A 16,694-nucleotide genomic window follows, 5' to 3' on the forward strand; every position below is an offset into this window, starting at 1 on the left:
GGGGGCTGAACATGAAAAATAAACATGAAAAAGTCGAAAAAAGTGTAGGCTTGTTCTTTATCTTTACTATTTTCGCTATTAGCATTGGTGGTCTTGTAGAAATAACACCACTTTTCTTTCAAAAAGAAACAACGCAACCAGTAGAAAATTTACGTCCATATACGGCATTAGAACTCGAAGGACGAGACATCTATATCCGCGAAAGTTGTAACGTATGTCATAGCCAAATGATCCGCCCTTTCCGTGCGGAAACAGAGCGTTATGGTCATTATTCTGTTGCGGGTGAGCATGTATGGGAGCATCCATTTTTATGGGGTTCTAAGCGTACTGGTCCTGATCTAGCACGTGTGGGTGGTCGATATAGTGATGACTGGCATCGTGCGCACTTGATCGATCCTCGTTCAGTGGTACCAGAATCTAATATGCCAGGCTTCCCTTGGTTAGCCGAAAATACACTTGATGGCAACTTAACGGCAAAGAAATTGGAAACGTTTAATTTCTTAACAAGAAATAGAAGCCATAAAGATGAAGATGGTAATCCAATTCCATTATATTCAGCTGAAGATATCAAGAATGCTAAGTTAGCAGTAAAAGGCAAAACTGAAATGGATGCCTTAATTGCTTACTTACAATCTCTTGGTCACGCATTGAAGTAATCGTCATGGATTATGGAACGCTTAGAGGCGTAATAGCTTTATTAATATTAGCTTTATTTATCATCATTGTGATCTGGTCATATAACAAGAAGCGCAAGTCAACGTTTGACAAAGCTGCTAATTCTATTTTTGAAGAAGAACACAAAAAAGAAAATAACAAACAGGAGACTAATAATAATGTCTAGTTTCTGGAGTATTTGGATAACTGTTCTCACACTTGGAACGTTAGTAGGTTGTTTTCTCCTACTACGTTGGTGTTTAAAGAACTTTGTTGGTGTCCCTGAGGGCGAGTCAACTGGCCATGATTTCGACGGTATAGAAGAATTAAATAACCCCTTACCCAAATGGTGGAGCACATTTTTCTTGGTCACCATTATTTGGGGCTTTGGCTATTTATTAATGTATCCAGGGTTAGGTAATTTTAAAGGCTTATTTGGTTGGACAAGCTCTAATCAAGGCATTGTGAGCATGGAAGACTCAAAACAACAAGCCGCCGAAGCTAGAGAAAAAGGACTTATCGTTGAATACGATATGGAAATGAAAGCGGCAGAACAAAGGTTTGGCCCTATCTTCGATAAATTTGCAACATTTAGTATTGAAGAAATTGCGAGTGCTAAACATCAAGAAATTGATTTTGATCTTGACCAAGAACTAACACCAGCCCAAGAGCAATTGCTACAACGAAAAGAAGCGATTGAAGTAGGTAAACGTTTATTCTTGCAAAACTGTTCGCAGTGTCATGGTTCTGATGCTCGCGGTACTACCGGTTTCCCTAATCTTGTTGATAAAGATTGGTTATACGGAGGCACTCCTGCTGACATTAAACACAGCATTATGGAAGGCCGTAAAGCACAAGGTATGATCGCTTGGGAAACCATGTTAGGTGGTGAACAAGGTGTTAAGGATGTAGCTGCCTATGTGCTGAGCTTAAGCGGACGTGAAGCTAAGCAAGGTAACATTGAATCTGGTAAAGAAAAATTTGTTATGTGTGCAGCTTGTCATGGGGCTGAAGGTCAAGGTAGTGAAGCAATGGGTATTGCCCTTGGCGCGCCTAGATTAAATGATAACATTTGGCTTTATACAAGTTCAGAGCGTGGTATTCAAGAGTCTATTCGTCACGGACGTGCTGGTGTAATGCCCGCTTGGAAAGATATCTTAGGTGAGAAAAAAGTACATGTTATTAGCGCTTATGTTTACAGTCTTTCACATGAATAACAGCTAAATAAGTACGTTTCTAAAAACCTCTTTCATTTGAAAGGGGTTTTTTTATACCTTTTTTGTACTTCATCTTGTTTGATAGGATTATGATTACAGGATATATAAGAAAACTTTAAATGTACCTGACCCCTTTAATTCTCGCTTAATTGCATAAAGCATGCTTGCTCTATTGCAGAAGATAACAAAATATTCTCAACATCATTATCACGTATATGATGAATAAACTTTAACGTTTTAAAGGCATCAAACCAAACGATAAATTGCTTCTCAAACTGTATTTTTTTAGCACTTAAATGCTGTTCAACAAACTTTGTAAATCCGATAGCAATTAATGCATGTTTACTCTTCGTTGATAATTGTTCGAGCCATATGTTTAAAGAAAATCTTAATTCAAATAGCGTATCTACGTTATCTAACACATTTTTCAAATTATCAAAAATGGCCGGATGATAATAATAGTATCCTAATCCTTGTTCGGCTTTAGTGATTATCTTTTCAACCGCAGGCCCTGTACCAAAAGGTACTCTATCGGAAAGCCGCGCCTTTAAAATAACCGTACTGTGCTCAATAAAATAGACCTTACCAAGTTTGGCAAGTTTATTGATCAGATAAAAGTCTTCACCTGCACTTCGTTTAGGAAAACCCCGAACTTGGGCGTAGTGTTGAGCTTTAAACGCAAGTAAGCTACCTATAGTATAAAAATTATAAGGGGAGTTGGCATATGTTAATCCTGCTACGTAGTAACGCATTGCTTGTTCATATAGCGCATTTGCCTGATAAATCTTCTTATCATCACATTGATGAGTAAAATTATAGGTAGCAATGGCCACGTCTTCATTGCAACTTTTTACTGCTGAAAAATAATCAGTCGGCAAGGTTGCGTCAGCGTCCGTTGAATGAATCCATTGACTAAGCACCACCTGTTGTTGCATTAATTGGCAAGCGAGATCTGCTCCAATTTTTCGTGCCAGTCCCACCCCTTGTTTTGCTGGAATGCCTTTTGTGAATCTGTCCACCACTAATATTGCTGAAGGTGAATCAGCAAGTTGTACTAAAGCGAGATTCTGGTTTTGCCATAACAAGGGCCCGCTCGCTAACGCTGCAGTTTGAAGCGCCAATTGTAATCTATTCTCTTCATCTGTTTCAGGTTGATTTACAACAAGAATGACTAAAAAACCCTGTTCAAGTAAACTGCTTTCATTAAATTGTGTTAAGAAAGCAGTACACTCTTTATAGGCCGGTATTACCACTACGTGGTGATAACGTAAACCTGAAGGCAATTTATCGATTAACATCACCTCAGGCTCAGCATACCGCTGAAGATATTTTTCAATTACGTTCATCAGCGATTAATGTAACGCTGCTGTAAAGGGTAATTGTGAACAAATATCAGCTTCTGCTATCAAAATTTCTTCTAACCTTTGGTCAACTTCAGCTTTATCAAAATATTCATAGGCTAACTCTACAAAGAGATTTTTATGCTTTTCTTCAGATTTAGCAATACTGACATAGAAATCTTTTTCTTTCCCTTCAGGAAGCGCTTCAGCAACAAGAGAGAATCGTTCATGACCTCTCGCTTCAATAACACCTGCAACCAAAAGTCTATCTAAGAAGAATACGTCTTGACCGTGACGAAATAACCCGCGTATTTTTTTGATGTACACATCTTTCGCATCGTTGCCAAGTTGTATATCACGTGCCTGCATTAGCTTGATCACTTGCTTAAAGTGAATCAACTCTTCAATCGCTAAGTCTGTCATGGCACGTACTAATGTCTTTCTATCTGGATAATGAGATAACATAGACACCGCCATTCCTGACGCTTTTTTTTCTGCCGCTGCGTGATCTTGTAAAAAGGTATCAAAGTCTGCTAGCACAGCTTCTGTCCATTCAAATGGGGTATGGTATTTTAATTCAAACATAAGGCTCAAACAGTTAGTACAAAGATAATTGCGCGCTATTTTACCCTGCTTTTACAGAACAACAAGTAGAGAAGCTTCGAACGTTTAAAATGGTGATTTATTTATCCGTTATTGCTAACTGCAGCATTTTTTTCAGTTGTTGAATAATAGATTTTGATTTTTGAGGCTCATACCCTTTTATACTTGGTGTATGAATATGCCCTACCGCTAGCATTGGATTTAATTGATCACGTAACAATAAGCTTCGATACGACACTTCATTAGAAAGATAACCACCTCCTGAACCTTCTACTGAAGTACGTTTTTGCAATTGCATAATATGCTCAACCGTAAGTGGACCTGTCACTGTGGTTACACTGCGGTTATCATTTATTGCAAATGGACCTGCAGCGTTAGACATCGCTTTGACGGGTAAACTAAATTCAATAAATTCAGGTCCGTCTAGGTGATGATTATTTAATGACGGAAGCATTGGATCTTTTTTTGTCGCGCCAGTAAACATATTTAGATTATCAGGCGCATGTGCGCTACGTCGTAGGCCTGGAAAGCGTTCTAAATCAAAATCTGTACGTCCCATACTTACCGTTATTATATAATCAACTTCATTAAAATAAGGAGATAACAATGCTTCAACCATGCCTTGATCAAAGTCTGCAAACCTTACAGGTAATATTAACGTTTCAATTTCCACGCTTATACCATCTTTACTGATCAATAAATCATCAAGCGCTAACGCTGCAACGCCAGATGGATTACTTTGACGAATGTTGCGATCTAAAAAAAATGGATCAAACCCGGTCACTAACATTTTTTTATCGCTATTTTTATTAAAAGAGATGTCTTGCTGACCTCTAGAAATCAATTCAAACTTCCACATTAATGCTTGTTGCTGTGTATAAAGTGCTTCTTTAAAAGCCGGAGCAGCACGTAAAGCAGCAGACATTGATAACCTAGCCCAATAAAGACTTCTATCATCAAATCGTTTAGTTTGTTCAAAACTTGTAACACCTTCCTGCCACAATAAACGTGCGTGACGAATGACAACTTGCGTTAAGGCCGTAACATTACGTGCTTGCTTAATTTGTTGTTCAAAAGTTTCTACTCTTGATTTAAGTACATTAAACACATTAGGCATTGCTGTTTTCGCATCAACAATTCGTTGCTCTTCGACACTTTTTTCGATGATGGAATTGTTCGAAACATTTTTTGCGTTAGCTAAGGTATCTGGCTTTTCGTTTTGTGGTTGATATAAAGGTTGACTAAACACCGAGTAAGGCAGGCTCACTGAAAATAACGCAACCATAAGATATTTTGCTAAGAAGCCTTTCATATTAATCCCTTTATAATGCAATAAAATTTATCAACGCCTACTAACGATAATAAGCATAAAAATGACATGAGGAAAGCGATTTATCGTAACAAACTATCTTAATAACAATACTTAGGTTTCACTCTTAACGAGAACTATCTTTGCAATTAATGTAATAAAATTACAAACACCTATTGCTTTTTTAATTATTCATGGCAAAGTGTTCAGCACAGTTGTTGTATTTGTCCTGTCAAAGATAGCTTTCTCAATAAACTTCTCCGCAAGCAAGCAATCGCTGTATTCACAATTTGGTTTACATATACAAGAGGTAGCGCTTCAATGTGTTCGATATTTGGTATATTAGAAATAAAATCTGGGGCAGATGCCCTTCGTCCTAAAGCAATAGAATGTTCTCGTTTACTTCGTCATCGCGGCCCTGATTGGTCAGGTGTTTATAGCAATGATAATGCTATATTGGTGCATGAACGTCTCGCCATCGTAGATACAGAGCACGGTGCTCAACCACTATATAATGAAGACAAATCTCACGTTCTTGCAGTAAATGGTGAAATTTATAACCATAAAACGCTCGAAGAAAGACTCACCGTAGATTACCACTTTAAAACACATTCAGACTGCGAAGTTATTTTGCCGCTATATCAAGAGTTTGGTACTGAGTTCGTTGATAAATTACAAGGAATGTTTGCGTTTTGCTTATATAACGCAGAGGACAATAGTTATTTAATTGCTCGCGATCATATTGGGATTATCCCCCTTTATACCGGCCGTGATGAAGACGGAAATTTTTATGTGTCTTCAGAAATGAAAGCGTTAATGCCACTTTGTAAAACGGTTGAGGAATTTCCACCTGGACATCTACTAGACAGTAAAGATGGTAAATTAGTTAAATATTATCAACGAAACTGGATGGAATATTCAGCAGTTAAAGATAACTTCACCAGCAAAACAAAGTTAAGAGAAGCGCTTGAAGAATCAGTTAAAAGTCACTTAATGACAGATGTGCCATACGGCGTACTGCTTTCTGGTGGTCTAGATTCTTCATTAATTTCATCAATTACGCAGAAGTTTGCTGCTAGACGTATCGAAGAAAATGACTTATCGGAAGCTTGGTGGCCAAAAGTGCATTCATTTGCCTGCGGATTAGAAGGTTCACCTGATTTAATTGCGGCGCAAAAAGTCGCCGATAGCATTGGTACTATCCATCACAGTGTGGTATTTACCGAACAAGAAGGTATTGACGCACTCAAAGAAGTAATTTACCACTTAGAAACGTACGATGTAACCACAGTACGTGCCTCAACGCCAATGTATTTAATGGCACGTAAAATTAAAGCCATGGGCATAAAAATGGTACTCTCTGGCGAGGGTGCAGATGAAATTTTTGGCGGTTATTTATACTTCCATAAAGCACCAAACGCCCAAGAGTTTCATGAGGAGTTACTACGTAAATTAGACAAGCTGCATATGTTCGACTGTTTACGTGCAAACAAATCTATGTCGGCTTGGGGCGTTGAAGCGCGAGTACCCTTTTTAGACAAAAACTTTATGGATGTTGCCATGCGCATTAATCCTGAAGATAAAATGTGCGGTAACGGTAAAATCGAAAAAGGTGTTTTACGTGCCTCTTTCGAAGGTTATTTACCTGATGAAATTTTATGGCGTCAAAAAGAGCAATTTTCAGACGGTGTAGGTTACTCTTGGATTGATGGGTTAAAAGAGCACGTTGAGTCACAAGTGACTGATCAACAACTTGCTAATGCGAAATTTAAATTTCCTCATAACACGCCAGACACCAAAGAAGCCTATTTTTATCGGGCAATATTTGAAGAACACTTTCCGCTAGAGTCGGCGGCAAAATGTGTACCTGGTGGTAAATCGGTTGCATGTAGTACACCACAAGCACTCGCGTGGGATGAAGCCTTTAGCAAAATGGCTGATCCATCGGGCCGTGCGGTACAAAACATTCACAACGATAGCTATTAATTGTCGCTAGTGTGTATGAAAAACCGGCATATTTGCCGGTTTTATACTTTTAGTGAATTTATTTACCCAAAACTATTAAAACTTCTCACAAATTGATTTAAAGTTGAGGTTTACTTTAGTTAACCACAAAGAAGGCGTTATTTTGTCTAATCGCGTAGAACCAGAAATTCCAAACATTACGTTAGATGATGATCATATTAAGCCGTCATCAACCAAAACAACGAATACAAATAGCACAACACCGACTAAAACGGTAACTTCCCCAAGTAAAACATCCGGTGTGTCAATATTTTTTACCGTCGCTATTTACCTCGCACTGGCAGGTACAGGTTATTATTTTTTTGAACAAAATAAGCAATTAAAAACCTCTATTAATGAAGCTGATCAACGTATTCAACAGCTTGAAGATCAACTCTCTGCTACAGGCGAAGAAATGGGCGAGTCTACCGTTGCCCTAAAAGCGAAGTTACAAGCTATTTCTGAAAAAACCGAAAAGCTTTGGGCAGAAATGGACAAGCTATGGGCTTCTGCATGGCGAAGAAACCAAAGTGAAATAAAAGAACTACGCGCACAAAATAAAAAACAAGCGAGTGCTAACAACAACGTAACAAATACCGTCAATACGTTAGCCGCATCTGTTGGTAATATTACAGAAAAACAAACGGCTACAGAATTTACTGTTGATGCACTTTCTGAACAAGTACAACAAGCTAATACTTTAAAGCAAGAAATCAATCAACTAAGTGATGATATGGCAGCTATTCAACAAAACATTCAAGGAAGAAACAGTCAACAAATTGAAGTAGCAAGCAATGTTAACTCACTTGATATGCAAATTAAGCTGTTGATAGAGCGAATTGAATCGTTAGAAAATAAAAAAGCAGTGACCATTCCACCCGGTTCAAATATCCCTTCTGCTAATGAGTAAAGCAATTAGCCTATAAGCGCGACGTAACACTATTTACCAACGTCGCGCAACTAACTACATATTCTTATGTGTTATTTTTGTAGAAATACACCAACAAACGTATTTAAATGTGGAATTTCAAACAATATAGCTATTAGCTTACACAGTACGTTGATGTTCTATGGTTTTACTTATTTTATACCAATTCGCATAAAGATTAAGTCAGTTCAGAGCGATGTCAGAGGTGGGAGAATAAGCGAAACGTGTGCAGGTATAGTTCTACATCAAACACGTTTTGCGCAATTATCGCGCCTCTAACACGCTCCCAAAGGACGAGTTTAAACGCTTCATAGCCTGTGTTGTTGATTTTGAAAAGGACGCTACAAGGATGTAGCTTATTAGAGAACACAGGAGCACGTTCTCCTGAATAACCATTCTTTGCAATCAATGCCTTGCCTCTAACCCTTTTATTTCTCGCTAAGTGGCTAAATACTTAATTGAGTTGGTATTAGATAACGCAGGAGCACGTTCTCCTGAATAACCATTCTCTACAATCAACGCCGTGCCTCTAAAGCGTTTAATTCTCGCTGAATGACCGAATATTTATGCGAATTAATGGAATGGACTCTCTCCACTCCCCATCGGCGTCATAATGCGCCATAGTAGTTAGGGGTAAGTTTTCGCATAAACAAAGTAGAGAGAGTCACATGAATAAAGTAACAATAGGTTTAGATATCGCCAAGAACATTTTTCATTTAGTTTGGTTATCAAACATGGGAAAGGTGCTCAAAAAGAAAAAGCTGAAACGTGCGAATATTAAAGCGTACTTTGCTAATTTAGAGTCTTCGATTGTTGTTATGGAAGCCTGTGGCTCCACTAATTACTGGGCGCAAACTATAAAAAGTTACGGTCATGAAGTTAAAGTCATTGCACCGCAATATGTTGTTCCTTATCGAAAAGGTAATAAAAATGACTTTAATGATGCGGAGGCGATAGCTGAAGCATCACAACGCGTGAATATGCGCTTTGTTCCGATAAAAAATGTAGAGCAGCAAGATATTCAACTTTTACATCGAATCAGAGAACGACGAATAAAATTTAGAACCGCATTAATCAATCAAACTCGAGGGTTATTAGCTGAGTACGGTATAAGTATCGCTCAAGGGGCAAATCAAGTGAGAAAAGCTGTACCTGATATTTTAGAAGATGCAGAGAATAAACTCACCGTGTTATCACGCAGACATATATCCAATTTGTATGACGAATTAATTGGACTCGATGAGCAAATCAAGGCATTAGACAAAGAGCTAAGTACACTTAGTAAGACAAAGAAAGTATGCGAAAGATTAAAAACAATGACAGGGATAGGCGCTATCATCGCAACGGCTTTTTATAGTGCAGTTGGTGATGGAAAAGCGTTTAAAAATGGCCGTCATGTTGCTGCATGGCTTGGTTTAGTGGCCAAACAGCATACAACGGGGGATAATCCTAACTTAAAAGGCATTAGTAAACGAGGGAATACTTATTTACGAACCCAACTCATTAACGGTGCCAGAGCTGCATTAGTAAAAGCAGGGAATAAAACCGATAAAGTGAGTCAGTGGGCGAGTAGTCTACGTGAACGACTGCCGTTTAATAAAGCGGTAGTGGCCTTAGCCAATAAGATGGCAAGAATGGCATGGGCTATGGTTGTTAAGGAAGAAGATTATAAGTTTGCTTAAAGCAAACAATCACAGATAAAACGGAATAACATTCAAAAGCAAAAATTGCAAAGATAGATATTGACGGAAAACGGTTCAGAGCCGCTCTATTAAAACCTGATAATACCAAGGGCTGTTAGAAGCCGTCGAGATTGATAAGGTAATAGGGGCGGATATCCATCAGGGCTAGAGCGGATAAATCCGCTCATAAAAAAGCCGAATATATGGCAGCAATGAACTTTGAAACCCTATCAATTACTATCTTGCAATCGGAGAGAGTCCATATATGGTATTAATCATTTGTAAGCATTAAATAACCTGAACTCGGGATAAGAAGTTAGCTAATCAACTGAAACGGTGAGCTTTTTATTTATCACACTGTTCTAGCACGGAGTTTTTTCTTAGTGCAAGGCAAATTTTTGCGTCAATAACTTGTCTATTGCAAATAAATTTAACGCAGTAATAAGGAAAAACAGCTGCTAGAAATAAGTTGTTATCCCGGGCTCAGGTTAAAGAGTAAATAATCCACCTGCATAGTAGGTGGATTTTGACAAAGCTCCCTTCTAGGGAGCTTTTTAGTTAACAATAAAAGTAAACTCACTGTTTAATCGGTTTAGTAATTGAAAAATTTAATCTCTGTTACTGAACTCTACGATTGGCAGACAATAAAAACGGTACCAATAACATTAATGCTAAAAATATAGTGCTTGGTTCAGCTACTGATACTGCTTCACTATTTACGCTATTACCATTAGCAAAGTTTACATCATATGATGGTGTAACATTAAAATCGATAGCAAAACCATCGAGGCCTGAAATATCAAAAGAACTGGTTCCCTCCGTTTCAGCAACGAGATCAAATGTCGCAATAGTAAAATCACCTGTTACAGGAGAAAATACATCAGAAAACAAGAAACCTAAACCAAAACTTTCACTGGTTACCTCTAATCCATCAAACGCACCCAAGCTACTATCAACCAATGATAGATCACTGCTCATACTTACACTGTCAAAAGAAAAGATTGTATTATCAAAGTTAAAATCAAACCAAAACATATCACTTTCAACGAAATTTGAGCCATTAATCTCTACATTTATGGCACTACCTGTCGCTACGGTATCTGAACTAATGTTAACTGTGATCAAGCCAGCATTGGCATTCATACTTAACAGCAATAAAATACATATTATAAAGTTTTTCATTTTTACTTCCTTTCATTCATTAATATGGAAGCGAACCTGATTGTTAGCAAATCCGCTCCTTTTTTCGTTATTCAACTAAAGATCGACAACCTTGGGTATCAAAATCAGCTACAATAGTTGCCCCTGAGACATCTCCAGTGATCTGAATGTAACTCCAGTAATTCATTCCTGCTTGTAAATCGATGAACAAACATCCATTTTTATTCGCTTCAAGCATAGAATCATATATCTCTGAACCAATCGAAGGCCAGCCACCATTTTTGTAATACACTTTAAAATCACCTTCTGCGAAACCAATAGTTAACGCTAAGGATTGATGACGATCATTTTCTGGAATCGTAAAGTCAAAACGTGTTTTATCACCAGTGACGCAACTTATTTCACCGTTTTCTAATGTATTTCCCTCAGCAGGAACCTGATCATTACAGCTATCTTCTAGTGGTGGATAAGCTACATGTATAGTTTCAATATGAGTAGAAGTTAGTCCGTTGTTATTCACTAAAGTTAGCGAAACATCATAACTACCAACCGAACTAAAGATATGAATCGGATTTTTATCTGAACTTGTCGCGCCATCACCAAAGCTCCATTGATAGCTATCAATATAACTGTATCTATCGCTTGGATCCGCTATTGATTGTTCACTATTAAAGCTAGCGTGTTGATTAACAACCACAGAATCGGGTAGTGTTATATTAACCAAAGGCTCCTGAGATTGAGGCGCAATATTAGAACAATTTGCATATGAACATATTGCTTTGAAATAGCGAACATCTCTGTTATTAACGCGGCCATCTTTATTGAGGTCAAACGCACGGTCTAAGTTTTCACCTCGACGCAACGCAAGAATAAAATTTTGTAAATCAACTTTATCAACATCACCATCTGCATCCATATCGCCGGCAACTAAAATGTTAATATCAATACTTGTCGACGCTTCAGCACCATTATTATCTTTAACAGTTAACATAGGCTGATACTTTCCAAAGACTTGGTAAGTGTGTTGTGGGTTTGCATCGGTTGATGTATTGCCGTCACCAAAGTCCCATAAGTAACTAACAATATTACCATCAGGATCACTAGAGCTATCACCAATTAGTGAGGTTAAACCACCTGCATAAGCATCTCCAATACTTTCAATTTTGGCGATAGGTAATTGATTAGGTAAAGAGTTATCAGCATCATTGCGAATATCATAGTAAGCTTTAAAAGTAACGTCACTATAGGTACCTGCAGGGTCTATCATAACATTATACACACCACCTTCTCTGAAATGACAAACCTCAGCAGCCCCTGGACCTTCCCATGGTCGACAATCATAATTAGTTAGCGACACCTCTTGGTTTCTACTAACATGTAAATCGGGATCTCCAGAAGAGCCACCAACAATCTCAATAGCAACTAATGACGCAGCATCAGGAATAAGAAATTGATAATGTCTAGGCGCATCTCCTGCTTCTGCTGATAAGCCAATCTCTTCTGCTAAATACACACGATTACAATTTTCACATAAAGTCTCATCATCTGGATTTAACAGCGTGATGCTAGCTATCGATGTCGTGGAAGCAGAAATACCTTCGTTGTCAGTAATCGTTAAACTGACCGAGTAATCGCCAATATTTGCATAATTATGAATAGGATTAATTTCGGTGCTCGTTTGACCATCACCAAAATCCCACAGATAGCTTTCAATACTGCCGTCAACATCTATTGAGCTATTTCCTTTAAAGTGAACCTCATGCTCAACCACAGCTCTATAGTTTGGCGGAGTAATTGCTATAGGCGGCTGATTTGATTGATCCTTAGTTTCATAATAAACATGTAATGTACTTTCCCAATACTCTGCAAAAGGATCAATGAGTACATTCATTTTACCACCACGATCAAACTCACAATATTCTGCTAGTTTAGCAGCGCTAAATGGTACGCAATCATCTAACTCTTGGTTAATCACAACAGGCTTGTCGACACTAACGTACATATCAGGATCACCACCATACTTACCCGCTAATACAATTACTGTCTTTTCTACATTTTGTGGGATCTGAAAAGAAAACTGTTTAGGCGCTTTTCCCTTTGGTGACCAAATATCAGGTTGTATAAAAACATGATGGCGCTTACTCCCTTCAGCTAATAGTGGATCATCAACACCTATCGCGTCTAAGTTTGCATTGTTGTAATCAGAAAATGCATCAATAGTGATATAATAAGGTTTTGTTGTACTCGGCGATAAAACACCAATAAATTCGGGAGTACCTGCTGCTTCGAATGAAATATAATCAGCATCCCAGTTACCATCACTATCTTTTGCAGAGACTTTACCTAACGAAGCATACATATCTGGATCTTCTTTATAGCCAGATAGATAAAAGCCGACAGCTTCTGTACCCGTTGGTATGTTTATTTGATAATTATCAACATCACCTTTTATACCTGAAAGGTTATGCTGACTCGCGATAACATCGCCGCTTGGTGCTGTATCTATACCTGATACACCATCCCAATAACGCTCAGAGTTACTTGTAAACTGTTCAAGCCCTGTAGCAACTAAATTGCTATTAGACCATAGAGTGTTACGCATTGGACTATGAAGTGCAGCTGTTATACGTTTTACCTGATCTTGAGTAAACATCGCATAGTTACTGGTATAATGCATAAAATTCTCTGTATTGGTTTTTTTACCTAAACAATTTAAAGAGTTATCATACATGTCAGAGCTAAGAGACATTTGAGGAGTATCACAGCTTCTATCTCCTGTAAGACTACAAAACGTTTCGTTTTCTAATGAACAAGTGTCACCAGCAAAGGTATGAGGAAGGTTTAACCAATGACCAAATTCATGGGTAAGCACAGAGCGAAAATTTTCATCTGTATTGTCACCGACATATAATCCATTATAGACAACACGAGAGAGGTTCTTATCACTCATAGATGACTCCGGATACCAGGCAACACCTGAATTACTCGTTGAGCCATCATCGTATAAATCTTTCATGATATACACGTTCATGTATTTATAGTTATCCCAAGCATCTGATGCTATTTCCGCATCAAAACCGGAGCCGTTGCCATAGCCTTTTTGATTTCGTGAGTGGCGAACTATACCGTTAGATACTTGACCTGATGGATCTTTTTTAGCAAGAACAAATTCAATATTTGGATAACCTCTGATCGCCATAAATAAGGGATCAATAGGTCCATCTTGCGTATTAGTCCCTAAAAAATCTTCATTCGTTCGTCTTAGCGCATCTTGTATCTTTTCGTCCGTTAAGCAAGCTTGGCTTTCATCTGAACAATTAAATTCTTCGCCATAAATATGGAAAACAACAGGAATGTAATAGCGACCGTTTACCCCGTTGTCATCATAGGAAACATTTGCTAGAGATCTTAATTTCTTCGACTTGAGTTTTCTAGACAACGATTCTTTTTTAAGTTCTTTACTCAGAAGCGTTTGTAGTTTATTCCAATCTTGCCCGTTGTCATCGATAGCACAAACTTGATGTGAGGTTAGATTTTCTTTATTAGTAGAAGCTGATCTTTTTTTGTGTTTTTTACTCGACAACTGCTTTGAAAGACTCACCTCTTTAACCGTAAGAGGCTTTTCTTTAACTTTATTTGTTAATTTATTATTAGTTTCAATTGTAGCTGCTAGTGTGTGCAACGAACTAAAATATAAAACTAACAAGATAATTTTATTTAAATTCACAACCTTATATCCTTTTTATTTTTTTGTTTAAAGATCTTCAATAATCTAATTAACGTTAAATTAACACTTAGATATAAAATATACAATAAATTATACTATAAATATTATTTATAGTGGTAAGAGTGATATGTAGGGTATGTTGTTCTTTTGAATATAAATTTGGTACGAATTAATGTATCCGAAAGACAACGCTGCAAAGTGTATAGCCAAGATCAATTCGCGCTAATGAAGCACTAAGTTGATCAAACCTTTAATTCAATTGGTATAAGTAATATTGACACAACGGATTAAGGCTGAAGCTTAAATTGATGTCAATAGCAAATGAATAAGTAGGTTTGCTCCGATGCTGAGGCATAAGTAAAAATGTGTAGAGCATGCACATGTAGTGGTCAAATTAACTGCGATATTCACTACTTTGAAATTAACTTATCCATCAATATAAATCAGTTATACCAATTCGCATAAATATTCGGTCATTCAGCGAGAATTAAAAGGGTTAGAGGCAAGGCATTGATTGCAAAGAATGGTCGTTCAGGAGATGCTCCTGCGTTCTCTAATAAGCTACATCCCTGTAGCGTCCTTGTTAAAATCAATAACATAGACTATTAGCCTTTTAAACTCGCCCTTGGGAACTCATTAGTTCCCTGATAACTTCTCTAAATAATCAAACCATAGAGTAACTATGTTTACATTATTTAGCGTGTTTTAAGCGCGCTAATGAAGTGCTAAGTTGATCAAAGGTATTATACGGCAAGCGTACATTATAATTTCAGCGTCAACGAATGCGAAAACTACCATAATTCACCCTTCACCTTCATCGTATTACAAGGAATAGCGATTTTTCATCATAGGCATATATGAAGTTATCATTGACCTCATGAGTGCTGAAGAAACGGCAAAGCAAGTAAACATAACCATGCCTTTAGGCATTATTTATTATAAATTAAGATATTGTTCACAATTCGCGAACAATATCTTTAACAAGCTCTGGCCCTTGGTAAATAAAACCGGTATAAACTTGTACTAGCTTTGCACCGGCTTCAATTTTATCTTTTGCATCTTGGCCACTACTAATGCCGCCAACCCCTATTATGGGTAATTTATTATCTAGCGCTTTTGCTAATATACGAATGACTTCTGTGCTTTTGTCTTTAACAGGAGTGCCACTTAACCCCCCTGCTTCGTTGCCATGTGCTAAATGAGAAACTTCTTCACGAGCGAGTGTGGTGTTGGTAGCAATAACACCATCAATTTCATTGGCGATTAAACACTCAGCAATGGAATGTATTTCTTCTTCAGTTAAGTCAGGAGCAATTTTAACGGCGATAGGCACATATTTATCAAACTGACGAGCCAATGATAACTGTTCCGCTTTTAACGCTGATAACAAGGCATTTAGCGCATCTCCATATTGAAGTTCACGTAACCCAGGCGTGTTAGGCGATGAAATGTTTACCGTAATATACGTCGCAAAATTATACACTTTACGCATACAGTGAATGTAATCATCTTTCGCATTTTCTTCGGGTGTATCTTTATTTTTCCCAATATTAATGCCTAAAACACCACGGAATTTAGCTTTTCTCACTTGATCAACTAAGTAATCAACGCCTTTGTTATTAAAGCCCATACGATTAATAATGGCATTTGCTTGTTCAAGTCTGAATATTCTTGGTTTCTCATTACCCGGTTGTGGTCTAGGCGTTACCGTGCCTACTTCAACAAAACCAAAGCCCATATCATCAAACGCACGGATACACTCACCATTTTTATCTAGGCCTGCGGCTAAGCCACAAGGGTTTGGAAAATGAATACCCATCACTTGTACCGGCTTTTCTGATACTGTTTGTTTATAAGGAAAATTTAATAGTGATGCACCCGTGTTTTTCAGTGCTTTAATCGTAAAGTCATGTGTTGTTTCGGGGTCCATTTGAAATAATACTTTACGGATCGCTGAATAAAACATAGTACCTCTGCATGTGTTGACAAAAAATCACCAGCAAAAGTAGCTAATCATTTTGCGGTGTAAAAAAGAATATAGGTAATTTTAATACAAAAATCCCCGCAAG

12 protein-coding genes are annotated in these 16,694 nt (G+C 37.7%); 6 read left to right on the plus strand and 6 right to left on the minus strand.

Going from position 1 to position 16,694, the window contains the following annotated elements; translation table 11 throughout:
* Window positions 1–11 precede the first annotated feature (11 nt).
* Genes ccoO through QUE72_RS09910 form a run of 3 tightly spaced genes read left to right on the plus strand, consistent with a single transcriptional unit; the run spans window position 12 to window position 1,871 of the window.
* On the plus strand, window positions 12–656 hold the full coding sequence (ccoO, locus tag QUE72_RS09900) for a cytochrome-c oxidase, cbb3-type subunit II (RefSeq protein WP_074499352.1): 645 nt from the start codon (window positions 12–14) through the stop codon (window positions 654–656).
* A gap of 5 nt (window positions 657–661) precedes the next feature.
* The gene (locus tag QUE72_RS09905; RefSeq protein WP_286268753.1) at window positions 662–841 is read left to right on the plus strand and encodes a cbb3-type cytochrome oxidase subunit 3; all 180 of its coding nucleotides are present in this window, start codon (window positions 662–664) and stop codon (window positions 839–841) included.
* On the plus strand, window positions 834–1,871 hold the full coding sequence (locus tag QUE72_RS09910; RefSeq protein WP_074499350.1) for a cbb3-type cytochrome c oxidase N-terminal domain-containing protein: 1,038 nt from the start codon (window positions 834–836) through the stop codon (window positions 1,869–1,871). Before QUE72_RS09905 ends, QUE72_RS09910 begins: the two co-directional genes overlap by 8 nt.
* A gap of 134 nt (window positions 1,872–2,005) precedes the next feature.
* On the opposite strand, the gene QUE72_RS09915 is transcribed toward QUE72_RS09910, so the two are convergent.
* From QUE72_RS09915 to QUE72_RS09925, 3 genes are all read right to left on the minus strand, one after another.
* Complete coding sequence (locus QUE72_RS09915) at window positions 2,006–3,217, minus strand: hypothetical protein (RefSeq protein ID WP_286268754.1); 1,212 nt, start codon at window positions 3,215–3,217, stop codon at window positions 2,006–2,008.
* Window positions 3,218–3,223: 6 nt separating this feature from the next.
* Window positions 3,224–3,796: a tRNA-(ms[2]io[6]A)-hydroxylase gene (gene miaE, locus QUE72_RS09920; protein WP_286268755.1), complete on the minus strand. Its 573-nt coding sequence runs from the start codon at window positions 3,794–3,796 to the stop codon at window positions 3,224–3,226.
* A gap of 97 nt (window positions 3,797–3,893) precedes the next feature.
* Window positions 3,894–5,126: a hypothetical protein gene (locus QUE72_RS09925; protein WP_286268756.1), complete on the minus strand. Its 1,233-nt coding sequence runs from the start codon at window positions 5,124–5,126 to the stop codon at window positions 3,894–3,896.
* A 318-nt stretch (window positions 5,127–5,444) separates the two neighbouring features.
* On the opposite strand from QUE72_RS09925, the gene asnB reads away from it, so the two are divergent.
* The 3 genes from asnB (at window position 5,445) to QUE72_RS09940 (ending at window position 9,737) form a co-directional block, all read left to right on the plus strand.
* A complete protein-coding gene (gene asnB / locus QUE72_RS09930; RefSeq protein ID WP_286268758.1) occupies window positions 5,445–7,109 on the plus strand; it encodes an asparagine synthase B in 1,665 nt (554 codons plus the stop codon).
* A gap of 142 nt (window positions 7,110–7,251) precedes the next feature.
* Complete coding sequence (locus QUE72_RS09935) at window positions 7,252–8,037, plus strand: hypothetical protein (protein WP_286268759.1); 786 nt, start codon at window positions 7,252–7,254, stop codon at window positions 8,035–8,037.
* 686 nt (window positions 8,038–8,723) lie between these two features.
* On the plus strand, window positions 8,724–9,737 hold the full coding sequence (locus QUE72_RS09940; protein ID WP_286268761.1) for an IS110 family RNA-guided transposase: 1,014 nt from the start codon (window positions 8,724–8,726) through the stop codon (window positions 9,735–9,737).
* Window positions 9,738–10,355: 618 nt separating this feature from the next.
* Here the strand turns inward: QUE72_RS09940 and QUE72_RS09945 are convergent.
* The 3 genes from QUE72_RS09945 to pyrD form a co-directional block, all read right to left on the minus strand.
* A complete protein-coding gene (locus tag QUE72_RS09945; RefSeq protein WP_286268763.1) occupies window positions 10,356–10,919 on the minus strand; it encodes a hypothetical protein in 564 nt (187 codons plus the stop codon).
* Between the two features lie 67 nt (window positions 10,920–10,986).
* The gene (locus QUE72_RS09950; RefSeq protein ID WP_286268764.1) at window positions 10,987–14,625 is read right to left on the minus strand and encodes a PKD domain-containing protein; all 3,639 of its coding nucleotides are present in this window, start codon (window positions 14,623–14,625) and stop codon (window positions 10,987–10,989) included.
* A 955-nt stretch (window positions 14,626–15,580) separates the two neighbouring features.
* Window positions 15,581–16,591, minus strand: coding sequence for a quinone-dependent dihydroorotate dehydrogenase (pyrD, locus tag QUE72_RS09955; protein WP_286268766.1), 1,011 nt, complete (start codon window positions 16,589–16,591; stop codon window positions 15,581–15,583).
* Window positions 16,592–16,694: the final 103 nt, after the last annotated feature.

It is taken from the genome of Thalassotalea hakodatensis (assembly GCF_030295995.1).
GTDB lineage: Bacteria > Pseudomonadota > Gammaproteobacteria > Enterobacterales > Alteromonadaceae > Thalassotalea_C > Thalassotalea_C hakodatensis.